The sequence below is a fragment of the Lichenicola sp. genome, assembly GCF_965198575.1.
Taxonomy (GTDB): Bacteria; Pseudomonadota; Alphaproteobacteria; order Acetobacterales; family Acetobacteraceae; genus Lichenicola.
Genome location: NZ_OZ240671.1, coordinates 3,445,451 through 3,471,549, shown reverse-complemented (window position 1 = coordinate 3,471,549; position 26,099 = coordinate 3,445,451). Strand labels below are relative to the sequence as shown.

Below are 26,099 nucleotides of genomic sequence, written 5' to 3'. Positions count from 1 at the left end.
TCCGGCTGCCTGCGACCTGCGCGCCCTTAGCTCAGTCGGATAGAGCAACAGCCTTCTAAGCTGTGGGTCGGTGGTTCGAATCCACCAGGGCGCGCCAATCCATCAGGGGCTTACACCTCCAACACGCACGGCCGTCGCCACTTTGACTGGTTTGGGTGTTCCAAGCCTGCCGTTACAGGGCCTCTTGTCACAGACCAGGACCGCCTCTGATCGTGCAGACATTACATACTGTGATCGAAAGCACGCACACGTGAAACCGTGCAGCGGCGGAGAAGATTATTCCCGCAGCGTGTTAACGATTGACCAACTCTCTGCGCTCACAACCTGCGTCATGGCGCATGGTCCGGTCTGTCCTACCCAAATCTTCCCAGCGTCGTCGTCAGCGCCTGCGGATCCGGCCCAGGCATGACGCGCCGCCCACTGGTCTCGGTCGGGGAGCGGCGCTCCCGCGACGGCATCTTGCGGCCGACACGGCAGATCATGCTGCTTGGGCTCGGCAGCCTCCTGGCGATGACCCTCGCGATCCTGGTCGTCGTTACGCTCGTGCTGCAGTCGAGCCTCGACCGTCAGGCGTGGCGGCAAGTCGACATCGATACACGCATCGGGTGGCACATGCTGCACGAGCATGGCGATCGCGCCATCATCCGAAATGGGCACTTGACGTTCGGCGACCTTCCGTCGTCGAGCCTCACCGCCGTACCCGACGATCTGCAGCGGGTTGCCGGCGGAACCGCGACCATTCTTTAGGGCGACCTACGGATCGCGACGACGCTGCGCCGTCCCGATGGCTCACGCGGTGTCGGCTCGCGCCTGGCGCCTGGCCCGGTTCGCGACGCGGTGATAGGTCACCACCGACCTTACCGGGCGAAACTCCGCATCCTCGGCACCGATTATTACGCCGCCTACCTCCCGATCGATGACGCCGCCGGACAGGAGATCGGCATCCTCTGCATCGATCTGCTGCAGCGGGATTATCTCCAGACCTACCATAACACCCGCAACTCGATCCTCCTGATCTCGATGCTGCTGGTGCTTGGCGGCGGCCTCGCCTTCTGGCGGATCAGCAAGACCATCACCACGCGCATCGAACGGGACGCCGATGAATTGCGCGAGTTGAACAGCCAGTTCGACGCAACCCTGAGCAACATGTGCCAGGGCCTGATCCACTACGACGACAACGCGAACGTCATCGTCGTCAACCGGCGCTATGGGGAGATCTTCAATCTACCTGCAGATGCGGTCAGGCCCGGCATGACCTTGTCCGAAGTCATCGCGGTGCAGGCGGAACACGGCAACTACCTCGACATTACGGCGGCAAAACTGAAGACCTGGCTCCCGTGGGTCGACACCGCCGCCTACGACCGTCAGGTCGGCTCCCGGAGTATCGCCGTCAACAAGAGTCCGCTGCCCGGCGGCGGATGCGTCTTCACCTTCGAGGACGTGACCGTGCGTCGTCGGGCGGAGGAAGAGAGTGCCTACCTGGCGTGGCACGACCCACTGACCGGCCTCGCCAACCGCTCCCGCCTCCATGAGCGCTTGAACCAGACCCTGCAGCGTCTCGGTCCAGGCGAACGTCTTGCCGTGTTTCTCATCGACCTCGACAACTTCAAGATGGTCAACGACCTGCTCGGCCACCCGATCGGTGATCGCCTCCTGCAGATCGTGGCGCGACGGCTCGAAGGCTGCGTCCGATCGAAAGACGTCATCGCGCGGCTGGGCGGCGACGAATTTGCCGTCATTTCCGTGCATTCCGCCGATGGCCCGTCCGCGGACGAGATGGCCGTCCGCCTGCTCGGCGCTCTGGATCGACCCTTCGAGATCGACGGACATCAGGTCGACGTGACCGCGAGCCTCGGGATCAGCCAGGGCGAACGAGACTCCGACGTGGTCGCCCTGCTTCGCACCGCCGATCTGGCGCTCTACACCGCGAAGGCGGAGGGGCGTGGCGTTCACCGCGCCTTCACTCCCGAGATGGAGTTGAAGCTCCAGACGAGGCGCGCGCTGGAAGCGGATCTTCGGCAAACCTTCTCCGAGGGCGGCTTCGAGCTTTATTACCAACCGATCGAGTGTGCGCGCAGCGGGCGGATCGTGTCCTGCGAGGCCCTCCTGCGCTGGCCGCACCCGCGCCGCGGCATGGTACCGCCGTCCGAGTTCGTTCCCGTGGCTGAAGAGATGGGCCTGATCGTGGAACTTGGCGAATGGGTCTTGCGCGAGGCCTGCAGGGAAGCCGCCAGCTGGCCCGACCCGATCCGTGTGGCGATCAACATCTCGCCGTCGCAGTTCCGCACCGGACATCTCTGCGCGGATGTCGAATCCGCCCTCTTGCAGTCGGGCCTGGACCCACGACGCCTCGACCTGGAGATCACCGAGTCGAGCCTGATGCAGAACAGCGAGCAGATACGCGGACAACTTCACGCCCTCCGCGCCCTCGGCGCGACGATCGCGATGGATGATTTCGGCACCGGCTATTCGAGCCTCAGCTATCTCCGCTCGTTTCCGCTCGATAAGCTGAAGATCGATCGAAGCTTTGTCGCCGATCTTGGTGAAAGGCAGGATGCGGTCGCCATCATCGGTGCGATCAAGCAGCTGGCTGACAGCCTGCATATCAGCGTCGTCGCCGAGGGTGTGGAAACCGAGGCGCAGCTGGTGGAGTTGCGCGCGGTCGAGATCGGAGAGTTGCAAGGCTTTCTTCTGAACCGCCCGATGCCGGCAGAAGACCTTCGTTCCCTGCTCCAGTCGAGACTGTCTCAAGAGGCCGCCTAGGAGGACATAGCCCCAGAGGTCCGGGTAGCTGGTCGTTGCATGAAGTGATGCTCACGGATCCCGGCCATCGCGGAGCCCTCGATCTGGCGCTCGCGCTCCAACCCGATCCCGACCGTCCGCGTCATCGACATCAACGAATTCCGGTCGAGCGCAACGCCGCCCGACCCTCTCGCTCGCGCAGGAATGAGATCCGTCTGGAGCGCCTGTAAGACACGCGTCCGGGCGCCTGGCTGTGCAAGCCTGGACGCCTGCCGCGGGGCGCACTTCAGGTCATCTTCGGAGTGCGACGCTGCTCGACACCCTGGACCCTATTCCGCAGTCCCCTCCCCGGAGAGGTCCGCCGTATTGGCGCCGATACCTCCCACCGCGCCCGGCCTGAGGCCTTCGATGACGCGGTCCCTGCCAGCTTCCTTCGCCTGGTAGAGCGCCTTGTCGGCCCTGCCGACCAGCGACTCCCAATCATCTCCCCTGACCGCCCAGGCGATACCGATCGAGCAGGTGACGCGGATCGGCCCGCCCCTGGTCAGGAGAATTTCGCTGCGGATCGCGTCGTGCAAAGCAAGCACCCGCTCGGCCCCACGGCCGTCGGCGTCCGCCATCACGAGCAGGAACTCCTCGCCGCCGTATCTGCCCGCCTGGTCGGCCTCGCCCATCGCGCTCCCGACAAGCCGTCCTAGAACGCGGAGCACGTCGTCGCCTCCGAGGTGTCCGTAGCTGTCGTTGATCCGCTTGAAGTGGTCGATGTCGACGAGTGCGACGATGATCTCGTCGCCGCCCCGGGTGCCGCAGAGCCTCGCGGCCAGGCGCTGCTCGATCTCGCTGCGGTTCAGCAAACCGGTGAGGCTGTCATGCGCCGCCTGGTATCGGAGTTGCTCGGTCGCCTTGAAAACCAGGCGCCGGAGCTCGGCTTCGCGACGGAGGATGCTTCGAACGCGCAGTCGCACCCCGCCCCATGCGGCGGTGGCGGCGAGCAGGGCGCAGGCTGCCTCCGACCACCAGCGACGCCACCAGGGATAGGCAATGTCCACAGTGAGGGAGGAGGCGTCGGAGGATCGATGGGTCATCCGGTCGGTGGCGATCACCTCGAGGACATGGTGACCTGGCGGCACGAACGGGTAGCGGACATCGCCTGTTTCCGACTCTGCCCAACCGGCATCGACCCCGGACAGCCGGTAGCGGAACACGACCGAGCGCGCGTCCCCGTAGCTCGTGCTGCCGAACTGAAGCGACAGTGCCTGGTCCGTCCAGGGCAGCGGCCGCCCATTCAACTGGCGCCCGGCGATCGCCGCGCCGCTGATGACCACCTTCACCGGCGGCCTCGCGAAGAGCAGGGCTGGATCCAGCAGGTGCGACACGCCGATGCTGGTCGCGACCCAGATCGAGCCATCGGTGTCCTCGGTGATCCCGCCCTGTGACACGTCGTTCGACAACAGGCCGCCATCCGCATCGACCGACACCCAGCGATGGCCGTCGAAGGCGGAGATCCCGAGCGGGGTGCCGACCCAGACCCAGCCGCGGTCATCCACCAGGACCGCCACGACGCTGTTCGTCCTGATGTCGCCCTGCGGGATCATGTCGCAGGACACGGCCTTGCCGGGCCCGACCCGGATGCGGAAGAGCCCGCCTGCCCCTCCGACCCATACGTCGCCGTCGCCACCGCGTGCCATGGCGAGCGGCTCGAAGCCCCCGGACGGCCAGGAACTCCAGACCGTGGTGTCGGCGCCTGCGGCGGTCATGTGCCGCACGCGGCCACCGGAGAGGTAATAGACACCGCCGCTTCCGTCGCCGACCACGGCCAGTACCGGCGACGTCAGGTTGCCTTGTTTGGTCGGCACCGGAATCTGCCCGGGGCCGTCGCGCGTGCCGAACAGTCCCTTCTGCGTCCCGATCCAGACTTTGCCCGACTGATCGGCGAAAATCGCGTCGACCGCCGGCATGTCGAGCCTGGTTTCGACCCCACCCGACGGATCGACGATGCGCAGGCCGGAGGCGCCGATGGAAGTCCACAGCCTGTTGCGGGGGGATACGGCCATGACGAACGCGTTCCCGGGGAGCACCCTGTCGACAGCCAGTACGCTTCCCCTGCGCACAACCTCGTCGATCCCGGTGTCGGTCGACACCCATAGGGCGCCGCCCGGAACCCTGGTGGCCATCCAGGGGAATCCGTCCGAAAGACCCTGGCCTTTCTGCAGCCACTCCCACTCCCCGTAGCCGATCGACCGGGCGAGCCCGACGCCGAGGATGCGGTACCAGAACTGGCCGCCGGCGTCGGTCATCGCACCTGCGATCATCCCGGCCGGGGCGCCGAGGGGCGACGCCGCATCCTCCCACCGGCCATCGCGGAATGTCGCCATGCCGCCATCGGTCTGGGTGGTGATCTGGCCGCCGGGCGACCTGAACAGTCCCAGGTCGGCAGCGAAGTTGATGTAGCGGTCGCCCTGTCCCGGCAGCGGCGCGATGGTCCACCGGTCGGCTCCGGGAGCGAGGGTTGCAACCGTCTTGAGCGACCGTGCCATCACGCTGCCGCCTGGCCCCGGAGCCGCATCCACGAGCCGGGTCCCGTCCAGGCCGTCGCTCTTCGAGAAGCATCTAACGGCTCCAGGGTCGGCCATGCAGAGGCTGCCGTTCTCGGTGCTCTCCCAAAGGCTGCCACGGATCGAGAAGATGGCCTGCGCGTCCTTGAGCATCGCGGCCTCTGTCGGCGTATAGGCCATGCGTGCCAGGCTTGGCGGCCCGGCGCCGGGCACGGCGATCCGCACGGTGCGTCCATCTGCCAGCAAGGCCAGACCGCCGTGCCAGGTCGCCAGTCGATGCGGATATTCGTCGTAGAATTCGAGCCCGGGGTGGGCGACGGCACGGAAGGTGAGCGAGGACGGCAGGCCGGCAGAACCGGAGGGACCGTCGGACAGGAACAGTTTGTCGGCGAACCGAACAGCCAGGCGGCCGCTTGCCGTCGCGACGAGGTCGTAGGCGACACCACCGTCGCTCAGGCCCTGTTGCGACCCAAGGCCGAGGAAGCGGCGGCCGTCATAGGTTGCGATGCCGTGTTCGGTGCAGACGAGAATGAGGCCGCCCGGCCCCTGCATCAGACACGACCCGTCCGCGCTCGAGAGGCCTTGATCCGCGTCGTAGATCTGGAACGGGGCTCGGTCTGCCCGGGCGGGCCGCACGCCGAGCGAAAGAATACCTACGACCGCGGTCACCAACCACCAGGGCAGGATCCTGCGCCGCCCTCGGGATGCCTGACGCCCTGTCATGGAGACCTCGACAAGCCGAGGGCGCCATCCTGGCCGTAGGACGGCTCCAGGGCTGGCGGCATCATAACCGCGCCGAAAGTCCGCACAATACCCGGGCGCAAACCAAGAAACGAGACGACGGCCATGATGACCTAATAAACGTCTTGCCGTCTCATCCGATGCGACTTCGTACTGGCCGGTGCGTTCCGGTCGCGGTAACGATGGGCCGCGAGGCGGTCTTCAGGCAGGCGGGTAGCGGTGAATGATGACGGGGTCCGGATCCTGGCCGATCGCAGCGTCGGCAACCGTCGAGCCCGCGGCGGCGGATGGCGGGTAACGATGGATGATGAGCGGGTCGATATCGGCAACCCGGGTCGCGGCGACCTGTGCAGCGGCGCCTGCCACCGGATTGGAACCGCCGGCTGACAACACGGCCACAGCGGCAAGTGCGGTAGCTGCTGCCCCGGAAACGATGCCGCAGAGGCTATATCTCATCGCGATCACTCCTACAGACGAGGGCGTTTTGCCCACGAGGCTGAAACTATGGTCGAAGAACCCGTGGCGCAAGTAAAAACTTGAATAAAATGAAATGCGTTACAATCTTTATTTAGACAATTCTCAAGTTTTATAAGTATTCACACGGGAATGACGGTACGGCGTGTAGCTCGTTGCTTTCTATACTGTTGTTGCCCCTCCCGATATGCTTCGTTCGATCGTTGAGCGGATCCTGGCATCTGCATGCAGGTTCAAGCAGTTGCGCGGCTGACCTCGGACACCGTCGAGCCTGGAGCCGCCCGGTGCATGGCCGACGTCGCAATCGATTGGCTCGGCCTGGCCACGTCGGTGCCGGACCGGATCCTCGGTCGTGCCCGCTGCCAAGCTGGGGGACCCGGCACAGTGGCCCATGGATGGCCGCAAGCCTGCCACGATCGCCCTGCGCATCGCAGTTGCTGGACGCTGGCTCATGTACATGCTGACGCGTCGCCGGATCACGTTCCAAGGCGAGCCCTGCCGGCCCGGGTTCAGCCGGCGATCGCCGCCGCCTGGCTCCCGGCCGCCGCGGCGTTCTCCGCGGCCTGGACCTGCGTGAGCTCGGCCGACGCCTTGTCGACGCCCTTCTGGTGTAATGCGACGCAACCGGGACGGTGGGCGCGGCGGTCCGGATCCCCGCGGCCTTGCGCCTGGTTCATGGCCTGCCTGGCAAGTGCAATGGCCCGGGCGTCCCGCTTCGATCTTGCCGCGACCCGCTCCTGGCTGTGGGAGGCCGTGGCATCGGATGCGGTTACGCTGGCGATACCGGGCATTTCGGCTCCTGCTGAGCCAGCGTGATGCCCGGCGGCAATCAGCAAAGACTGATGAAGCATGCACCACACGAATTGGCGTCGGTGGTCCGCGCTTTTCGCCGCCGAAGCTCTCGTCCCCTGATCGCCTCGGTTGGCACCGGAGGCCAGGGCGCCCGTGCTGCAGGCCAGTGCGGCGGCGTTGACCGCTGCCTGCGCGTGCGCACGGACAACCGTGGCACGGGCCTCATCCAGCGAAGTCGCCGCGTGCGAAAACGTCACTCGCCGGGTCGCTGAACCACGACGCGCCCGACGACGACCGCCGTCCTGACCGTGGGGGCGCGCTTCGTCTGCGAGCCGTACAGGCCGACGTGGGCGCAGACATCAGGTTCGGGGATCCGGAAAATCTCCGCCACCACCACGGCGAACACCACCAGCCGCATCGTATCCGCCAGGCGGCCGGGCCGCGGGCGCAGTCCGCGCGGCAAGGCTTGCGGACCACCGACGCGTTCGTCATCGACGAGCGGCAATCAGGATGCGGTGATGGAGGCGCTCACCGCTCGATCACGATGGCGGCGGACGCGCCAAGCCGGACCAATTCTGGCGGTGGCGCCCGCAGGACCAGCCGCACCGGTGAACGTTGCGCGATCCGCCCCCAAGCCCAGGCTGCGTCTCACCTGTGGCAGGCCGCCGAGCGCCACCCCCTCATCGGGCCGCACGCCATACGCGATGCCTCCCACCACGGTCGCGCGGCGCGTCCGGGCCGGTCGTCACAGGGACGGGCGCGTGCGTTACGGCGCGGTCCCGGCCGAGCAGACCGCGGCGTGACCGGACAGGCCGGGCTTCGTCATGGCCGCGTCGGCTCGGCGGAGTTCGCCTTCCTAGCGGGGCCGCAGGTTCGTGGTCGCGAGATCGATGACCTCGTCGCCGCGGCCGCTCATGACCGCACGCAACACCCACAGGCTGAACCCCTTGACCTGCTCCAACCCGATCGTCGGCGGCATCGACAATTCGTGTTTGGCCGTGACGACGTCGAGCAGCGCCGGGCCGTCATGGGCCAGCATGTCTGCGACAGCACCGGGCAGCTCGCCCGGATCCTCGACACGGCTGGCATGGATGCCCATCGCCCGAGCCATGGCAGCGAAATCGGGGTTCTGGAGGTCGGTCCCGGCATCGACGAAACCGGCAGCCTTCATCTCGAGCGACACGAAGCCCAGGATGCCGTTGTTGTAGATGACGACCTTCACCGGCAGCTTCTGCTGCGTCAGCGTGATCAGGTCGCCCATCAGCATGGTGAACCCGCCGTCGCCCGACAGCGAAACGACCTGTCGGCCGGGTGCCGCCGCCTGGATGCCGATCGCCTGCGGCATGGCGTTGGCCATCGACCCGTGCACCAGCGAGCCGATCAGCCGACGCCGGCCGTTCATTCGCAGGTAGCGCGCAGCCCAGATCGTCGGGGTTCCAGTATCGAAGGTGAACACGGCGTCATCCGATGCAGCGTCGTTCACGACCTTCGTCAGATATTGCGGATGGATCGGCCGGCGGCCCGGCGTGCCTTTTGCGAGATCGTCCAGGCCCTGCCGCGCGCGCTTGTAGTGGGCGACGCTGTCATCGAGGAACCCATGCGATGTCTTGCCGGTCAGTTTCGGCAGCAACGCCTCGATGGTGGCGCCGATATCGCCAACGAGGCCGAGCTCGAGCCTGGCGCGCCGACCGAGATTTTCCGGGCGAATATCGACCTGCACGATCCTGGCATCGTCGGGAAGGAATTGCTTGTATGGGAAATCGGTGCCGAGCATCAGCAGCACGTCGCAGGCATGCATCGCGGCATAGCCCGAGGAGAAGCCGATGAAGCCCGTCATGCCGACGTCGTACGGGTTGTCGTACTCGACGTATTCCTTGCCCCCGTAGGCATGCACGATCGGACTTTTCAAGCTCTCGGCGAGCTGCAGCAGCGGCGCATGGGCGCCCGCGCACCCTCGGCCGCAGAACAGCGTGACCCGTTCGGCGCCGTTCAGCAGGGCGGCAAGCGCATCCACATCCTGGTCCGCCGGCCGGATGACGGGTGTCGGCGGCAACAGGGTCTGTGTCGCAGAGCCGCTGCGGAGCATCGCCGGGCGAAGTGCGACATCGCCTGGCAAGACGACGACGGCCACGCCGCGCAGCCCGACCGCCGCCCGGATGGCGTTGCCCAGCACGAACGGCAGCTGGCTGGGTTCCGAAACGAGTTCGCAATAGTGGCTGCATTCGCCGAACAGGTTCTGCGGATGGGTCTCCTGGAAATAGCCTCCGCCGATTTCGCCCGATGGGATCTGGGCGGCGATCGCCAGCACCGGGGTCCGGCTGCGGTGGGCGTCGAACAGCCCATTGATGAGGTGCAGGTTGCCGGGGCCGCACGACCCGGCGCAGACGGCGAGATTGCCGGTGAGCTGCGCCTCCCCGGAGGCCGCGAAGGCCGCGACCTCCTCGTGCCGGACATGGACCCATTCGATCACCGATTGCTGCCGAAGGGCTTCGGTGATGCCGTTCAGGCTGTCTCCGGCCAGTCCGAAAATGCGCCTGACCCCGGCTTGCGCCAGGGTCTGCACGAGTTGCGTGGCAACGTTCTCACTCATCATCGCCTCCTCGAAAATCGGTCAAAGACAGGCTGCACGGCTGCGTAACCAATCGACCCGGCTCGGGTCAGGGCGCTCGAACAGCCCGGTGTCGCGAGATATCCGTTGCTGTCAGGACCTCACGAACTCCAGGAGGTCGGCATTGATCTGCTCGGCATTCGTCGTCGGCATGCCATGCGGCAACCCCGGGTAGGCCTTCATCGTGGAATGCCTGAGCAGTTTTGCCGATAGCGGTCCTGCGTCCGCGAACGGCACGATCTGGTCATCCTCGCCATGCATGACGAGAGTCGGCACGTCGATCTGCTTCAGGTCGGCGGTGAAATCGGTTTCCGAGAAAGCCTTGATGCAGTCATATTGTGGCTTCACCCCGCCCATCATCCCCTGGCGCCACCAGTTCTCGCGCACGCCCTCGGAGACTTTTGCGCCCGGCCGGTTGTAGCCATAGAACGGCAGCGTGATGTCCTTGTAGAACTGCGAGCGATTATAGGCCGTACCGGCGCGGATGTCGTCGAACACGGAGATCGGCAGACCGCCCGGATTGGTCTCGCTCTGCACCATGATCGGCGGCACCGCGCTGATGAGCACCGCCTTGGCCACCCGGCCATGCCCGTGCTGCGCCACGTATCGCGCGACCTCGCCGCCTCCGGTGGAGTGCCCGATATGGACGGCATCGTGCAGATCGAGGGCGGCGGTGAGTTCGGCGACGTCGGCTGCGTAGGTATCCATGTCGTTGCCGACCCAGCTCTGGCTCGAGCGGCCATGCCCGCGGCGGTCATGGGCGATGACCCGGTAGCCATGCTGCAGGAAAAACATCATCTGTGCGTCCCAATCGTCCCCGGAAAGCGGCCACCCGTGGTGGAAGACGATTGGCTGCCCGGTCCCCCAATCCTTGTAGAAGATCTTCGTACCGTCCCTCGTCGTGATCGTATCCATCGCTTGCAGCTCCTGTTTCCATTTCTGCTCAGACTATCGTGGTCGAACGGCAGCCGGTGAGTCCAGGCCGACAGAAAACGCCGACGGGGCAGCGATCGGCAGGCTGTCGGTCTGCACCGCTCGCCGTTGGAGCTGACGAAAATACCCGGCGGTCTCCGGAGAGTGCCAGTATTGGCATGGCGCGGAAAGCACCCATGGAAACGTGAACATTTGCGAACTCGAACGCACCCGGCCTGCTGGCCACCAGATATCTGCTCTGAAACGACTTCTATGCGGCCTTCACCCGGTCAGCGTGACGTGTTCCGCCGACGCTTCCAGGCCTTTGCTGAGCGGCCTCCAGGCGCAGGGAAACATCAACACCATCAGGCATGCGAGACGCACCTGTGGCGCCGGAGCGGCCGGCCGGGACAGAGTGACGGCCAGGCAACGACCGGTGACGTGAACCGCGTCGGTTGGCACGTGTTGTCTGCGCCGGACCTGCTTCGCCGTCATTCGCCGACCGAGGCTTACGGCGACCGGCTGCCCCACCCGAATGCGCTGGCCGTCACATGCGACACATGCGGCACATCGGTCGGGCTCGTGCTGGCCATCGCCAGGATGCTGCTGCCACGGCGGTCGTGCGCCTGGCCGGTGATGGCGGTTGCGGCGGCTCTGGCCGGGAACGGCCTGCGTCGCGTTCAGCTGTTCGGAACGCCCAACCAGAGTTGCGCCGCCCACATCATCGTCCCGATCGCGAAAGCCATCCCAACCACGAAGACAGCCGTGAAGACCAATCGGCGTCGGAGCGGACTCATGCTGGGTCGATCACGCGAGACATGCTCGACCGGGCCATTCCTCGACTCATCATGCTCGCGGCAGGTCCTTGGACTGTTGCAACCAGACCGGAAAATGGTCGCCCTCGGGTGGCCACGCCGGGATCGCGGCGGCTTCAGACTGACGGTCTGTCGCGCTGCGCCCATGGGAGTGATCCGCGGCCGCATTTTGTAGGACCTGCACCTCCGGAGAGCAACCGCGGCGGCATCGGGTCGAGATCCAGGCGCGCGACATCCGCCGCGACGCCGGCACGGAGGCAGGCGGCATGGTAGAGGAAGTTCCGGGATGCCCGGGGCTGCGCGTCAGGCCCAGTCCGACGCGGTTGCCGGCGTCCTGGACATGGCTCGAACGATGTCGGCCCGGCTGACGATCCCGACCATGCGTCCATCCCGCATGATGGGCACGCGCTTAATGCGATGCGTGGTCAGCAGCTCCGACAACTCGGGAGCGGTCGTCGACTCAACCGCCGTTATGACCGGGCTCGTCATCAGGTCGCGAACCAGACGCCGGTCGCGCCTCACGTAATCGGTAAACACCGGGGCCAGGTCATTGCCTTCGGCAAGCAGGGAAAGCCACCACGCACGCCGCAACTCATGGGACTCGGCGAACGGCTTCAACAGATCCCCCTCGCTGATAAGGCCGACCAGAGTGCCGGTGCGGTCACAGACCGGGACGGCACTGATGTCGTTCGACGCAAGCATCCGGGCGGCATCGGCAACCGTCTCGTCCGGGCCGATCGTGTAGAGCTTGTGCGTCATGAGGGAGGCCGCGTCGTATTCCATGGGCGTCTTCGAGACCTTCACTGCCTGCGTATCCGGCTTCCGGATCGGCCAGCCGTACGCCGCAGCCGCCGTTTATGGAAGGGTCGGAAAACACCTAGACAGGGATCATCGCATCCACGGTCGCCCATCATGGCCGGCATCCGCATTCCTGCCCGGTCGCGCCGAATGACGACGCAGCGCGCCACGCTAGCGCAGGACCCGACGCGCCCGAGCGTTCCTGCGCAATTCAGGCGATGCGCAGAACCCGGAACAGCTGGAATTTCGCGGTATCGAGGACGAGGCTGAAAACGACAGCCGCAAGGAGCAGTCCGGCCAGGATCGGCGGCGCGAGCGGTGCCATCAATATTCCTTTCAGCGCAAGCACGCTGACAATCGACACGTCGATCACCGATGACAGCAGGAGCCACGCGCCCGGCCTCGAGCTCCACATATGGCGTCGCTCGCGCGCCACGTAGAACACCGCCTGGCCGCTGAAGACCAGCGTCGCGACGGTCAGGGTCTGCAGGGACGCCGCATCCAGGTCGAGTGCGAACCTGCCCACCGAAAGGCAGCAGATGCAGAAAGCCAGGTCGACGAAACCCAGCACGATGCCCGCGATCGTGAGCGGGCCGATATGCCAGACGCTCGGCAGTCTGGAGGGATGCACGGTGTCGGTCGAGGACGACATCGCGAGCAGGTCGCCGGTCACCATCATCAGCACCATCAGGGTCGGCGTCAGGATCGCCCCGCCGGTGACGACCAGGCCTGTCGTCAGGAACAGCACCTGCACCACCTTGTGGATGATCGAGCGCAACGTGTAGGTCAGGATGCGCTGGTAGGTCATGCGCCCCTCCTTCACCGAGGCGACGATCCCGGAAAGTCCAGGCTGGGTCAGCACAATCCCGGCGGCGGCCTTCGCGGCATCCGTCGCGGTGGACACGGCGATCCCCATCTGGGCCTGCCGCAACGCCGGCGCATCGTTGGCGCCGTCGCCGCACATGCCGACGATATGGCGGTCGGCCTGGAGTGCCTGCACCAGCCGGAACTTGTCCTCGGGGAGCACGCCGGCGAAGATCGCATACGCTTCCGCCTTGATGCTGGCCGGCAGCGGCGTGCGGCCCCAGACCTTGCCCCTGATGCCGATCGCAGCGCCAACCACCCTGGCGGTCAATTCGGCGTCTCCCGTCACCATCACGGTCCGTACGCCGAGCCCCGCCAGCTCTGCCACCAGGCTTGCGGAATCATCGCGTGGCGGGTCGCTCAGCGCGATGAAACCGGCTAGACGCACGGCATTCTCCGGCCCGGCCACCACCGCCAGCACACGAAAGCCCTGGCCCTCGAGCGTGTCCAGCTTGTCCTGCGCGCCGGGCTCAGCAGGCGCCAGTTTCGCCACCATCCCGTAGGCGCCCTTGATGACCCGCCAAAGGGTACCGTCGGCCCGACGCACGGTCGCTTCGGAGGATTTCCTGGCCGGATCGAACGGGAGGAAGCTCACCAGGCTCGGGCCGGCCGGGAAAGGCTTGTCGGTGGAGGCGGTGCGGACCGCGGCGTCGACGGGATCCTGGCCGCCATCGGAACTGGCGAGTGCCGCCAGCCCGAGCAGCTGGGCCTCGCCGAAACCCGGCATCACCTGCACCGCCATGACGGCGAGCTCGTTGCGGGTGAGCGTGCCGGTCTTGTCGGCGCACAGCACGTCGATGCCGGCGGCCTCGTCCACCGCGGACAGGCTTGTCGGCAACACGCCCTGCCGCGCCAGCGCGCGTGCGCCGACCGCGGCGGCGAGCGTGAACATCGCCGGAAGTGCCACCGGAACCGACGCCAGCACCGCCACCAGGGCCAGCGAGATGATCTGGTCGCGCGGCATCGACAGCCACGTCGCATACAGCGTCAGCAGGATCGTGACGCCGCCGTTGAACAGCACCAGGTTGCGCACGACGGCCATGATCGTCTTCTGCTGCGTGCTGACGACCCGGGCGCTGCGTACCAGCTCGGTGGTGCGGCCGAACCTGGTTCTGGCACCGGTCGCCGTGACGTGTCCCACGGCCTCGCCGCGTCGGACCAGCGCGCCGGCAAAGGCGTCTGCACCGGGCCCGAAATCCACCGCGATGGACTCGCCGGTCAGCATGGACTGGTCGATCAGCACCACGCCGGTATCGATCCGCATGTCTGCCGGCACGACGGCTCCGAGCGACAGTTTCACGACGTCACCCGGCACCAGCGAGGCTGCCGGAACAGCACTCCAGGTACCATCGCGGCGGACGGCCGAGGTCAGCGCCAGGCGGGATTTCAACGCATCGAGCGTCGCCTGTGCGCGGCCCTCCTGGAAATAGCCGAGTGCTGCGTTGCTCACCAGCAGCACCGCAACAACGCCGGCCCCGGTATAGGCGCCGGTCACGAGTTGCAGCAGGATGGCCGCTTCCAGCATCCACGGCATCGGCGCCCACAGCTTTTCGAGCGCCCGTCGGGCGGGATGCTCGGCAATGTCGGCGACGGTATTCGGGCCGCCACTCGCCAACCGGCGGGCGGCCTCGCGCGTGCCGAGGCCGGGTGACGGGTCCGGCATCACCAGGGCCGGTGCAGCGGCTAGCGTGTCGATGAGACTGGGTTTCGGTTGTCGTGGGACATCCTACAGGATGGGTTTTCCCACGGCCTGTCGGACAGGGTCGGAAACTACGCATGCACGGTGGGAGGGTGCCGGCTTGCTGGCGTCGGACCGGAGCACTCCCGCGCGCATCACTGGCCGAATCCGGACCGGCTCGCGGTCTCGCCGGCAGCAAGCTCGATGATCTCGGCGGTGATCTCCTCCTGCCGGACCATGCGCTGCATCGCCTGCAGCGACGACAATTCACGTCCGATCTGGTTGTGGGCCGCGGCCATCGCCTCCATGCGGGCCTGGTTCTCGGCGGCGAAGCCATGCAGCGCCGCCTCGCAAAGCTGGGCGTGCATGTAGTTCGCGGTCAGGTCCTGCAGCAGGATCGCCGGCGCCAGGTTGAGCAGCGGCGGATTCAGATCCGCCGGCCGCGGAAACGCCGTCATGTCGACCGGAAACAGGTGCTGGCGCTGCACCGTCGCGCCGGTGCCGGGTTCCCAACGGCCGAAGACCGCATCCAGCCGGTCGATCTCGCCGCTGGCGATCCGGACGTAGAGCGCGTCGACGATCCTGTCCGCGAGCCTGGGGATGCCCTGCGAATGCGCCGGCATGGCGCCTGTCCAGCTGGCCACGATGCCGCGCTCGAGCAGTGCGGTGTTGCCGCGCGTGCCGATCAGGAACAGCTCGCAGCGCGCCAGGTCGTCACCGGTAAAATCGAGCACGCGCTGGCTGAATGCTCCGGCAAATCCCTGTTCGGCACAGAACAACACGATGGCGGTTCGCAGGTGTGGCCGCCCGGCTCGGGTGTCGGACCGCCCCTCGCCCGCCGGCTGGTCGCGGCGCCCGGGGGCAAGCAACAGGGCTTGCCCAATCGCCGCCATGATGATCGCCGCATAACGGTCCACCGCGGCAAGTTGGGTGCCGGCCTGTTGCACGCGCGCCGCCGCAATGCCGCGCATCGCATTCACGACGGCGCCGAGCTCGCGGATGCCGCCGACCCGCGCATCGAGTTCGGCAAGCCGTTCGGTCACGCTGCCGGAGCCGCCGCAGCCGTGTCGCCCTTATCGGTTACAGCCTGGACAGGCATGATCGTCTTCACGTAGGCCTCCAGCATGGTCTGCAACGCCTGCCGGTTTGCGTCGTCGAGTGTCCCGGTCTGCTGGATGACCGCGACGGCGGCGGCGGCTCCCTGGTCGAGTGCGGCGGGCAGTCCCAGGCGGAAGCCGACCAGGTCGGGAACCGGGATGGCGTCGAGCAGGCCTGATTGCACCGCCATCACCAGGGCCACCTCGTCGGCGAGCCGGAACGGTGCGTGCTGCGGCTGGTCGAGGATGGCGCGGATGCGGGCGCCGCGTGTCAGTTGCGCCTTGACCCGGGTGTCCGGCATGCCGCCGAAGCGCGTGAAGGCTTCCAGCTCCAGGAACTGGGCGTAATCGAGCCGCAACGTCTTGGCGGCGTCGCGCAGGGCCGGCGCCTGGGTCTTGCCGCCGACCCGGCTGACGCTGGTGCCGACATCCACCGCGGGCTTCTGGCCCTGGTAGAACAGCTTGGCATCCAGCGCGATCTGGCCATCGGTGATCGAGATCAGGTTGGTCGGGATGTAGGCGCTGAGATTGCCGGCGTCGGTCTCCGCGATCGGCAGCGCGGTGAGGCTGCCGCCGCCCTTCTCCTTCGAGAGCTTGGACGCACGCTCCAGCAACCGCGCATGTACGTAGAACACGTCGCCGGGATAGGCCTCGCGCCCAGGTGACTGGCGGGTCAGCAGCGCGATCTCCCTGTGCGTGGCGGCGTGCTTGGTCAGGTCGTCGATCACCACGAGGGCGTGCTGGCCGCGGTCGCGGAAATACTCCGCCATGGTGAAGCCGGCGAACGGCGCGATCCATTGCAGGCCCGGCGAACTGGCCGATCCGGCAACGACGATGATGCAGCGTTCGGGTGCGCCTGCCGCCTGGATCGCCTCGATCGAGCGCTTGACGCTGGAGCTCCGCTGCCCGACCGCGATGTACACGCAGATGATGTCGCTGGTTTTCTGGTTGATGATCGTGTCGATGCCGATCGTGCTCTTGCCGATCGCGCGGTCGCCGATGATCAGCTCGCGCTGGCCGCGGCCGAGCGCGAACAACGCGTCCACCACCACCAGCCCGGTCTGCACCGGCTGCACCACCAGGTCGCGATCGACGATTTCGGGGGCCGGGCGCTCGATCGGGTCCTGCGCCTCGGCGACGACCGGCCCCTTGCCGTCGAGCGGCCGGCCGAGCGGATCGACGACGCGGCCGAGCAGCCCAAGCCCCACCGGCACGCGGATCACGTCACCGGTGCCGTGCACGGCGTCGCCGGCCTCCACACCGTCAACGTCGTCCAGCAGCACGCAACCGATCCGGTTGTGCTCGAGCACCTGGGCGAAACCGAACTGGCCCTTGCCGAAGCGGAGGCGCTCATCGAGCCGGACATCGCGCAGTCCGGAGACCAGCGCGATGCCGTCCCCGACCTCCTCGACGCGGCCGATCTGCTCGGCATGCGGCCCGAGCCTGGCGCGGTTCAGCCGTTTGCGCGCGCGGTCCGCCCACGCGGCTGCCTCGGCGTCAGTGTCGGGTTTCATGCGCAAGGTCCGAAAGGATCGTGCCGAGATCCGCACGCCATGAGTTGGCGACCGTGAAATGCCTGGCCCGGAGCTCCAGGCCGGCAATCAGCGCCGGGTCGACCGTGAAGGTGATGTGCGGCTGCATGCCGAGCGCCTTGCCGATCAGCGCGCCTGCCCGCTCCTGCTCCTCCGGATCGAGGGCCGTGGCACTGAGCGCCTCGAGGGACGCACCGTCGGCGACGACAGCCTGGCGCTCCTGGGCCGGCATGGCCACGATCGCGCTGACCAGCCAGTCGAGAAAGGCACTCTGCACCTGCCTGCCATCGAGGCGGGCGGCCAGGCGTCCGGCGATTTCCACCGCAACCTCGCTCGAGCGCCTGGCCCAGGCCGCCTCGGCGTCCGACCTCGCGTTCTCGATCTCCGACTTCGCAGCCGCGACCAGGGCAGCAGCCTGTTTGGACGCATCGGCCAGCTTTGTTGCCGATGCCGCTTCTGCGGCCTCATGTGCGGCGTCGAGGATCGCTTTCCTTTCCTCCTCGAAACCGGCGCGGGTCTTGTCGATCGCGGCGAGCGCGGTCGCGGCACCGGCACGGCTTGCGGCTGCGTCGGCGACGGATTTCTCGGCAGCAGCGCGGCGCTGCTCGATCATCGCCGCGACCGGGCGCCAGAAGAAATGCTGCAACAGCCATACCAGGATCAGGACGTTGACGGTCTGTATCCCGAGCGTCCACCAGTTGATGGTCATGTCCCGTCACTTCAACAACGGGTTGGCGAAGAGCAGCAGCAGCGCGATCACCAGGCAGTAGATCGCCATGGTCTCGATCATCGCCAGGCCAACGAACAGCGTGCGAGAGATCGTGCTGGCTGATTCCGGCTGGCGGGCGATGGCGTCCATCGCCGCCGCGACAGCCCGGCCTTCGGCGAGCGCCGGGCCGATCGCGCCGAAGGAAACCGCCATCGCCGCGGAGATGATGCTGATGAAGGCGAGCCAGTTCATGGCGTTGTCCTCGGTTCGGGTTTATCGGGCGCAGGTTTTGGCTGGCTGATGGCGCCGGATATGAACACCATCGCAAGGATCGCGAAGATGTATGCCTGCACCGCACCGGTGAGCAGATCGAGCGCCATGAGCGGGATCGGCACGAGGAGGCCGGCCAGCGACAGCACGATGCCGACGACGAATACGCCACTCATGACGTTACCGAACAGGCGCACCAGCATCGAGAAGGTGCGTGTGATGGTCTCGATGAAGTTCAGCGGGACCATGAACAGGCTCGGGGTGGCGAATGTCCTGAGATAACCGCCAACGCCGCCGGCGCGGATGCCGAACCAGATGATCGCTATGAATACCGCCAGCGCCAGCGCCGCATCGGTCTCGATCTGTGCGGTCGGCGGCTTCACGCCCGGGATCAGCGATGACCAGTTGGCGACGAAGATGAAGATGAACAAGGTTCCGATGAATCCGCGATACGGAGCCGGCGCCAGCTGCATCGTGTCGCGGATCTGCCCATCCACGGTCTCGACGATCAGCTCGAACGCGACCTGCGTGCGCGATGGGACCGGTTTCAAGTGGCGGGCCACCAGCGCACCGCCCGCGACCAGCACGGCCATGATCACCCAGGTCACCACGACAGCCTCGGTGATCGGCACCGGCCCGGCGTGGAACAGCACCGCGCTGGCAAGCGGCGACATCATGCTGCGAGCCGCTTGACGCTGCGCATGATTGCGGCGCGACCCGCCAGCACGCCCAGCACCACCACGAGCAACGGCATTGCGCCGGCACGACTCGCGAGCATCAATATCGCCGCGAGACAGGCAAAGCGTGCGATCCCGAGCCCGATGGTGAGCCCAAGGCTGGCACCACCGGCAAACAGCCTGGCGTTCCACCGCAGGCCGCGGAAATACAGCAAACCGAGTGCGGTTCCGGCGCCGAACTCCACGAGCAGGATCAGGGTCGTGTGCCAGCCACTCATGCCGTTCGGCCAGATCAAGGTCATGCGCCCTGCATCCACTTCCAGGCGGACCAGCATCCGAGTGCCGTGCCGAGCATCAACAAGGGTGCCGTGCAGAACAGCCCCGAGCCGAACCGATGGTCGAGCCAGCGGCCGCTGAACACGCCGATCAGCATCGGGACGACAATCATCCATCCGAGCACGCCGATCTGGGCGAGCCGCTGTGTCACGTTGGGATCGCCGTCGCGCAGCCACCTGTTGTGGCGCTCCCCGCGCAACCGCGTCTGCGTGACGAGTTTGTCCTCTTCTGCAGGCTGTATCACAAGAAGCTCCTACCGCCGCGCCCGCCCTGGAGGTTGTTGACGATCTGCCGGATCGCGCTCAACTCCAGCCGGGTGCTGTCGACGCGCTCGGTACGCTCCGACTCGGCGTCGGCGTGGAACCGGTCGAGGATCAACGTATCGAGCGTCACCAGGTCGTCGCCTACGACCGCCTCACGCGTGGCGATGGCGACATCTCGCCCGGCGGTGACTGTCAGCACGCCGCCGCGCACCGCACAATAATGCAACGCCCCGTTGCCGCTCCTCCACCGCAGCACGGCGACCGCGAGGCTGGTCAGGAAGTCGGCGTGGCGCGGCTGGATTGCGAACCCGCCGCTGGCATCCTCGGCAGCCAGCACGAGCAATCCGTCCTCCTCGGCGACGATGGCGAGAGGCGTGGTGATCGTGAGTTTCATGATGCAGCGGCCGGCATGGTTTCGGGCGTCGGCTTCTTCGCGCCGGCCGCCTGGTGCGATGCGGCCTCCTTCTGGCGTGCCTCCTCGAAATTTCCGATCATGTAGAGCGAGCTTTCGGCCCACCCATCGGCCTCCCCGTCCAGGATCGCGCGACAACCGGCAAGGGTATCGGCGCGACTGACGCTGCGACCGGGCGTTCCGGTGAAGGCTTCCGTCACCACGAACGGCTGGCTCAGGAAGCGCTGCAGCCGGCGCGCCCGCTTGACGAGTTTCTGGTCGGCCGGTCCCAGCTCCTCCACTCCCAGGAGCGAGATGATGTCCTGCAGGTCCTTGAAACGTGCCAGCGCCTCTCTGACGCGCTCCGCCAGGCGGTAATGCTCTTCTCCCACGACGAGCGGGTCGAGCAGAACCGAGGTCGAGGAGAGCGGATCGATCGCGGGATAGAATGCCTGCGCGGCGAGCTCACGAGACAACATGATCATGCTGTCCATGTGACTGGAGATCGCGGTCACCGCGGGGTCGGTGAAATCATCGGCCGGCACGTAAACCGCCTGGATCGCGGTCACCGACGCGCCTGCCACGGACGCGATCCGTTCCTCGAGAAGTGCGACCTCGGTCGCGAGCGTCGGCTGGTATCCGACACGCGACGGCAGCCGGCCAAGCAGGCTCGACAACTCTGCACCCGCCTGGACGAACCGGAAGACGTTGTCCATCAGCAGCAGTACGTTCTGGTGCTTCTGGTCACGGAAATACTCGGCGATCGACAGCGCCGTCAACGGAACCCGCCAGCGCGCGCCGGGCGGTTCGTTCATCTGCCCATACACCAGGACGGTGCGCGCCAGCACGCCGGAGCCCTGCATGTCGGTCAGCATTTCATGACCTTCGCGCGACCGCTCGCCGACGCCGGCAAATACCGAGATACCCTTGTACTTGGCGACCGTCGCGTGGATCAGCTCCATGACAAGAACGGTCTTGCCGACGCCGGCACCTCCGAACATCGCCGCCTTGCCGCCCTGCGCCAGCGGTGCAAGCAGGTCGATGACTTTTATGCCGGTCTCGAAAAGGCTTGTCGCAGACGTCTCCTGTGCAATCGTCGGGGGCGGACCATGAATGCTCCGGCGGGGCACATCGGCAGCCAGCGGCGGCCCGCGATCGCGTACAGCGCCGACCACGTCGAGAAGACGACCAAGCACGGCCTCGCCGACAGGCACCGTCACCGGCGCTCCGGTTGCCGCCACTCGCATGCCCCGGGCCAAGCCGGACGTTGCCTGCAAGGCGATCCCGCGCACCGTATTCTCGTCGACGTGGCTGTGAACTTCCAACACGAGCGCCTCGGGACGATCCCATCTCACGATCATTTCGGTATTGACAGGCGGCAGGCCCTGTCCCGTGAAACTCACATCCACGACCGCGCCACGAACCGCGACGATGATGCCGGTAGGTGCCTTCTGTCCGCCAGCTTCTGAGCCCGTCTCCGGCTGCAGGCGGAGCGGCAGATCTCCCTTGAGCATGCTTGAAGCAGGCGGCGTCACCGCGTCTGATATCGGGCCATCAAGCATGAACGGGGGTCCCTCTGCCGGTTTGCAGATCAGGCGTCCGCATGAGCCAAATGGCCCGCTGGAGACGCCATGTGCTCGGCACCGTGCACGGGGTCGAGCCTGAGCGGGTTCGTGCCCGCAAGGATCGATTTCGCCCGCGCCATTTCGCCTGCCGTGCCATGTGCCATGACCAGGAAACCATCGGCCTTGATCGCGGTCTCATACTGGACCACGCTGTCGTGCGGGACGCCGATGCTCGCCAGTGCAGCGCCGATGGCGCTGAAACCACCGACGACGACAGCGCCCTCGGCTGCGGAAAGCGCGATTGCGGCAAGATAGCCGAGTACGACCACATGGCCGATGATCGGGATGCTCAGCAACAGCCCTCCGAAGAACAGGCCCCAGAGGCCGCCCCAGAAAGCTCCCCTCGAGCCCCAGAGCTTGACGCGATCACCCACGTTGTAGAAACCGATGACCTTCTCCTCGGTATGATAGCCTTTCCCGATGACGCTGAGATGTCGCATCTCGAAGCCGCCGGCATTCAGTCGCTTGACCGCCGCATCGGCTTCCGGATGATCCGCGTAAACGGCTACCACGGCATCAACGATATCCATCTCGACTTCTTTCCAGCTCCTCGTGGATCACCCCGGCGGACAGCACAACGCTTCCGATCCGGACACACGATTGCACGCCCTCCGTCTAGACCACGGTCGGGCACGCCGGGCAGCCTCGGAAATTACTCAGAGGCCGGGGACACGCGCTATGCCCGGTTGCCGCTCAGGGCAGATGCAGGGCGTGCCTGATCCGAAGCTCGATGCGGCCCGGCACGCTGCCAGGTCGCTCTCGGCCCTTGGAAAGTCCGGCGACCCGATTTCGACCGGCCTCGATGCGGGCCGCCATGACCTGGTCGAGGGTCGTCATCATGGCAGGCCATTTTGCAAGAATCGGCGAGATGTCCTGGCTGGAGATTTCGAAGACGACAGCCTTCGTCAAAGCCTTGAACGTGAAGGGAGACGTGCCGCCGACGACGACAGCTGCCAGTGCAAAGCAGTCGCCGGGCGCCAGGCGAAAGGCCTCGATCTCCGTCGCGCCGTAGCGCTGCGACGCCGCCAATACACCGGAGGTGAGAATCAGGAGAGCAGGTGGCGCGGCGCCTTGCTCGATGAGGGTCTCCCCCGCCTTGAAGCTGCGCCGATGCATCTTTGGAGCGAGTGTCAGCCGTTCCTCTTCCGATAGCTGCACGAACATTGGCAGGTGCCCGAGCAGTTGCCGGGCCGCGTCCTGTGGAGCCTCCGGCTTGTTCCGAAGCGGGATGGTCACGGCGCTCTCCGCCGGAGGTGCGAGCCCGATCCCTGCCGACGTGCAATGCCGGAAAATTCGATCGAACACCTCGTTCTGCGCGTCCGGGCCGTCCTCGACGGTCGCGACGAAAAACGTCAGCTCGCACTCCACGGCAATTGCGTCGAGGTGACGGATGGCAACCCTGGCTTTCGGCACGTGAAGGATACGGTCACAACTCAACATCGCAGTCTCGAGTATCTGCACAGCGGTCAGTGGCGCCATCGTGGCATCGAGCCTGACGGTAGTGGTGAGCCCGTGGATTTCGTTTGGCCGGCTCGCGTTCATCAAGGCCGCCTTTGCGATCAAGCTGTTCGGAACGATCGCAAGGCTGTTCGTCAAGGTAAGGATCTGGGTTGCACGCCAGTTCGTCTCGACCACGCTGCCTTGCAGGCCACCATCGAGGATGACCCAATCGCCCGGGTGATAGGGCTTTGCCATGTTGAGAACGACGCCGGAAAAAAGGTCGCTCAGGGTACTCTGGAGGGCAAGACCGAGAACGATCGCCACGATGCCGGAAGCAGCAAGCAGTCCGCTTATCGGCATATCGAAGACATTCGCCACGATGCCGAGTATTGCGCCGATATAGACGATCCCGGCGAGCAGATCCTGCAGAAAACGGGTCTCCATTGGCTGCCGTGTCAGGACAAAGGCCGCCCGTACAAGACCGGCAGTCAGCCATGCCGAAGCGATCCACCAAACGATCTTCAGGCTGATGACGGTGACGAATGTCACGGTGAACGCCATGATCGGCGTCGGCTTCGTCGGGATCACCCCCGCAATCACGAGCGCTGACGTGAAGCCGATGAATGTCGCGAACTGGCAGATGAATTGCGCTGCGGCGCTCTTCCAGGCGATGAAATGCGTAACCAGGAACCCGGCGATAAGAATGGCTGCTGCGAGATAGAGTGGCTCCGTGACATGCACTACAAGATAGCCCAGCCAGCTCGTGCGCATGTTACAGGGCCTGAATCACGTATCGCCCTCCCGGGACTTCGAATATTCACAGTTCTGGCACGCGCCTCGTGCATCGATTGGATGCCATCACCATCCGTAACTTGGCCAGCCGTAGTAGCGGTGGAGACTTTTCTGAAATGTGCTGTTGATGGCATCGGCCGGGTCCCAGACCGGGCCGCCCTGGACCTGGTCGCGCGTCACGTCGACCGCGATGTTACGCTCCGCCCAGCTGATGGCGCGCACCGCGTAGGGCGACAGGAGCACATGCTTGCCTGGCCACCAGTTCAGCGTGTCGATGATGAAATAGCGGATGCCCCATGTCGCATCATCGACAAGAATGTTCTCGATGTGTCCGATCGGCCCGTCCTTTGCCTGGAGGTGATAACCCGTGACGGAAGTGACGCTTCGAAGATGCGGATCACCCTTCGGCACCGGATCAGCGCGAGCCTCCTGCAACAACTCTCCATCCCCGCTGCCGGGTGTTTCCGTAACCCCGGACGCCAACCCGAATGGATAGACACCGAAATAATTCGTGCCTCCCCAGAGTGGGTCCCACCCATAATAGCCGTAGAGTTCGGTTTCCATCTGTTCGGAGACAGGTTGGTCCGAAAGAATATCGGGGCTCTCCTTCACCTGGGTCGTGGTCAGTCTGACCGATAATTCCTCCCGCCTGTAGTTCGGTTGGGAAATAGCTGAAGGGTGGATCAGGATCTTGCGCCCCTTCAGCCAGCCACCGGTATCGACCACCATCCAGCGTATCTTCCACGTCGTGTCGTCGAAGAGGAAGTCACTGATGGTGCCGATCCTGCCGTCACTGGCGTCCACGAGGAAGCCCTTGAGCGCTGAGATTGCCAACATCATCGGACTCGTCCTGTTTCTAGAAGCGGGCCTGTATGCAGGCGGCCGCCTGGTTGATGTCACTGGCAGCAGCGCTCAACGCAAAATGTGCCGGGCTTGTTCTTGAAAAGCCTTCCCGGACTAGTGCAGGCATGCAACCTGCTGGACAGTGTCGGAAACTACCTATGGCAGTCACCCGGAGCGGATCCCTGGAATCGTACCCCCGCCGATCGGCTCACAAGCCTGTCGTCGACGATGCCGCAGCTACCTCTCCCGATATCGCACCGCGCGCCGACATGACAGGTGCCGTCTCAGCGTTTCCTGTGAACCGCAGGCGAGCCGCGGACGCCGCGAAATAGGACTGCGCAGTCTCAGCCCTCCGGCCGACGAGGTTGGCGAAGTCAGGCGATACCGGGGACTGTTCGCCGGCGTCGATGGCCTGGAACCAGCCGATCTCGAGATCCTGCAGCCATGTCGGCCTGCCAGCGCGGTTCAATCGCGCGCGCATGTCCGCAATACCCTCACTCTCCTCGCGCAAGCCCAGGCCAGAATTTACCGACAGCAATCGGATCATGTCGCCGACGCCAAGCAGCTGTGGGCCCGTGATGTCCTGCGCCCGGCCTGGTTCCTGCTCAACGGCTGCGGCAACAGCCCAGGCAACATCTTCACGCGAGATGAACGCGCCACGTCCGATCCCACCGAGTGTCCGGATCACCCCGTTCGCGTCGATCTTGTCGAAAAACATGTCTTGATAGAAAGCAATCCGGAGGATCGTATGGGCCAGGCCGGTGTCGGCGAGATAACCCTCGCTGACATGATGATCCCTGCAGAATGGATAGAGCGAAACCGGACTGGCACCTTTCAGTGACAGATAGATGACATGGCGCACGGCTGCACGTGCTGCGGCCTCGAAGGCGTTGCGGTGGAGCAGTGCCCTTTCACCCGGCCTGCCCCCGGCAGAGATGATGCAGGCGACGTCGACCCCCGCGAACGCCGCCGCCAGCGTATGCGGCAGGCCGAAGTCACCCGCCAGCGTCGGGATCCCCGGAATTTTCACCCGATCGGGCCGACGTGACATCAGGCGCAACGGGACGCCCCGTCCGGCCAGCAACTCGGCAGCACGCCGGGCCACCCGGCCCGACGCGCCCGTGATCAGGATCATGCTGCCGCCG

At 65.8% G+C, this 26,099-nt stretch carries 23 protein-coding genes and 1 tRNA gene; 3 read left to right on the top strand and 21 right to left on the bottom strand.

Annotated features, from left to right (window positions below):
- Positions 1-20 precede the first annotated feature (20 nt).
- The 3 genes from ACOEQ2_RS15750 to ACOEQ2_RS15740 all read left to right on the top strand — a co-directional run bounded on the left by ACOEQ2_RS15750 (position 21) and on the right by ACOEQ2_RS15740 (position 2,763).
- Positions 21-97 (top strand) — tRNA-Arg (locus tag ACOEQ2_RS15750).
- A 308-nt stretch (positions 98-405) separates the two neighbouring features.
- The gene (locus ACOEQ2_RS15745) at positions 406-747 is read left to right on the top strand and encodes a hypothetical protein (protein WP_419728900.1); all 342 of its coding nucleotides are present in this window, start codon (positions 406-408) and stop codon (positions 745-747) included.
- A 12-nt stretch (positions 748-759) separates the two neighbouring features.
- Entirely contained in the window at positions 760-2,763 is a 2,004-nt protein-coding gene (locus ACOEQ2_RS15740; RefSeq protein ID WP_419731248.1) for a putative bifunctional diguanylate cyclase/phosphodiesterase, read from the top strand.
- Positions 2,764-3,071: 308 nt separating this feature from the next.
- Here ACOEQ2_RS15740 and ACOEQ2_RS15735 read toward each other — a convergent pair whose 3' ends face one another.
- The 21 genes from ACOEQ2_RS15735 to ACOEQ2_RS15635 all read right to left on the bottom strand — a co-directional run bounded on the left by ACOEQ2_RS15735 (position 3,072) and on the right by ACOEQ2_RS15635 (position 26,089).
- Positions 3,072-5,966, bottom strand: coding sequence for a diguanylate cyclase (locus ACOEQ2_RS15735; RefSeq protein WP_419728899.1), 2,895 nt, complete (start codon positions 5,964-5,966; stop codon positions 3,072-3,074).
- Between the two features lie 273 nt (positions 5,967-6,239).
- The gene (locus ACOEQ2_RS15730) at positions 6,240-6,494 is read right to left on the bottom strand and encodes a hypothetical protein (RefSeq protein ID WP_419728898.1); all 255 of its coding nucleotides are present in this window, start codon (positions 6,492-6,494) and stop codon (positions 6,240-6,242) included.
- Positions 6,495-7,021: 527 nt separating this feature from the next.
- A complete protein-coding gene (locus tag ACOEQ2_RS15725; protein WP_419728897.1) occupies positions 7,022-7,303 on the bottom strand; it encodes a hypothetical protein in 282 nt (93 codons plus the stop codon).
- A gap of 254 nt (positions 7,304-7,557) precedes the next feature.
- Positions 7,558-7,809, bottom strand: coding sequence for a hypothetical protein (locus ACOEQ2_RS15720; RefSeq protein ID WP_419728896.1), 252 nt, complete (start codon positions 7,807-7,809; stop codon positions 7,558-7,560).
- Positions 7,810-8,160: 351 nt separating this feature from the next.
- Positions 8,161-9,897 carry a ubiquinone-dependent pyruvate dehydrogenase gene (gene poxB, locus ACOEQ2_RS15715; protein ID WP_419728895.1) on the bottom strand — a complete coding sequence of 579 codons (1,737 nt, stop codon included), beginning with the start codon at positions 9,895-9,897 and terminating at the stop codon, positions 8,161-8,163.
- A gap of 108 nt (positions 9,898-10,005) precedes the next feature.
- Positions 10,006-10,827 carry an alpha/beta fold hydrolase gene (locus tag ACOEQ2_RS15710; RefSeq protein WP_419728894.1) on the bottom strand — a complete coding sequence of 274 codons (822 nt, stop codon included), beginning with the start codon at positions 10,825-10,827 and terminating at the stop codon, positions 10,006-10,008.
- A 1,115-nt stretch (positions 10,828-11,942) separates the two neighbouring features.
- Positions 11,943-12,422, bottom strand: a complete 480-nt coding sequence (locus tag ACOEQ2_RS15705) for a CBS domain-containing protein (RefSeq protein WP_419728893.1) — start codon at positions 12,420-12,422, stop codon at positions 11,943-11,945.
- Positions 12,423-12,648: 226 nt separating this feature from the next.
- Positions 12,649-14,964 carry an HAD-IC family P-type ATPase gene (locus ACOEQ2_RS15700; RefSeq protein ID WP_419728892.1) on the bottom strand — a complete coding sequence of 772 codons (2,316 nt, stop codon included), beginning with the start codon at positions 14,962-14,964 and terminating at the stop codon, positions 12,649-12,651.
- Between the two features lie 170 nt (positions 14,965-15,134).
- On the bottom strand, positions 15,135-16,022 hold the full coding sequence (locus ACOEQ2_RS15695) for a F0F1 ATP synthase subunit gamma (RefSeq protein WP_419728891.1): 888 nt from the start codon (positions 16,020-16,022) through the stop codon (positions 15,135-15,137).
- Entirely contained in the window at positions 16,019-17,590 is a 1,572-nt protein-coding gene (locus tag ACOEQ2_RS15690; RefSeq protein ID WP_419728890.1) for a F0F1 ATP synthase subunit alpha, read from the bottom strand. The genes ACOEQ2_RS15695 and ACOEQ2_RS15690 overlap by 4 nt, the downstream gene beginning before the upstream one ends.
- Complete coding sequence (locus ACOEQ2_RS15685; protein WP_419728889.1) at positions 17,574-18,317, bottom strand: hypothetical protein; 744 nt, start codon at positions 18,315-18,317, stop codon at positions 17,574-17,576. The genes ACOEQ2_RS15690 and ACOEQ2_RS15685 overlap by 17 nt, the downstream gene beginning before the upstream one ends.
- Before the next feature lie 6 nt (positions 18,318-18,323).
- The gene (locus ACOEQ2_RS15680; RefSeq protein WP_419728888.1) at positions 18,324-18,569 is read right to left on the bottom strand and encodes a F0F1 ATP synthase subunit C; all 246 of its coding nucleotides are present in this window, start codon (positions 18,567-18,569) and stop codon (positions 18,324-18,326) included.
- On the bottom strand, positions 18,566-19,264 hold the full coding sequence (locus tag ACOEQ2_RS15675; protein WP_419728887.1) for a F0F1 ATP synthase subunit A: 699 nt from the start codon (positions 19,262-19,264) through the stop codon (positions 18,566-18,568). Before ACOEQ2_RS15675 ends, ACOEQ2_RS15680 begins: the two co-directional genes overlap by 4 nt.
- Complete coding sequence (locus tag ACOEQ2_RS15670) at positions 19,261-19,566, bottom strand: ATP synthase subunit I (protein WP_419728886.1); 306 nt, start codon at positions 19,564-19,566, stop codon at positions 19,261-19,263. The genes ACOEQ2_RS15675 and ACOEQ2_RS15670 overlap by 4 nt, the downstream gene beginning before the upstream one ends.
- Positions 19,563-19,844 carry an AtpZ/AtpI family protein gene (locus ACOEQ2_RS15665; protein WP_419728885.1) on the bottom strand — a complete coding sequence of 94 codons (282 nt, stop codon included), beginning with the start codon at positions 19,842-19,844 and terminating at the stop codon, positions 19,563-19,565. Before ACOEQ2_RS15665 ends, ACOEQ2_RS15670 begins: the two co-directional genes overlap by 4 nt.
- Positions 19,841-20,257, bottom strand: coding sequence for a F0F1 ATP synthase subunit epsilon (locus ACOEQ2_RS15660; protein ID WP_419728884.1), 417 nt, complete (start codon positions 20,255-20,257; stop codon positions 19,841-19,843). The genes ACOEQ2_RS15665 and ACOEQ2_RS15660 overlap by 4 nt, the downstream gene beginning before the upstream one ends.
- Complete coding sequence (gene atpD / locus ACOEQ2_RS15655) at positions 20,254-21,768, bottom strand: F0F1 ATP synthase subunit beta (RefSeq protein WP_419728883.1); 1,515 nt, start codon at positions 21,766-21,768, stop codon at positions 20,254-20,256. Before atpD ends, ACOEQ2_RS15660 begins: the two co-directional genes overlap by 4 nt.
- A gap of 77 nt (positions 21,769-21,845) precedes the next feature.
- Complete coding sequence (locus ACOEQ2_RS15650) at positions 21,846-22,409, bottom strand: general stress protein (protein WP_419728882.1); 564 nt, start codon at positions 22,407-22,409, stop codon at positions 21,846-21,848.
- Positions 22,410-22,572: 163 nt separating this feature from the next.
- Complete coding sequence (locus ACOEQ2_RS15645; RefSeq protein WP_419728881.1) at positions 22,573-24,090, bottom strand: mechanosensitive ion channel domain-containing protein; 1,518 nt, start codon at positions 24,088-24,090, stop codon at positions 22,573-22,575.
- Between the two features lie 87 nt (positions 24,091-24,177).
- Entirely contained in the window at positions 24,178-24,951 is a 774-nt protein-coding gene (locus ACOEQ2_RS15640) for a PRC-barrel domain-containing protein (RefSeq protein WP_419728880.1), read from the bottom strand.
- Between the two features lie 211 nt (positions 24,952-25,162).
- Positions 25,163-26,089, bottom strand: coding sequence for an NAD(P)H-binding protein (locus tag ACOEQ2_RS15635; protein WP_419728879.1), 927 nt, complete (start codon positions 26,087-26,089; stop codon positions 25,163-25,165).
- Between the last annotated feature and the right edge of the window lie 10 nt (positions 26,090-26,099).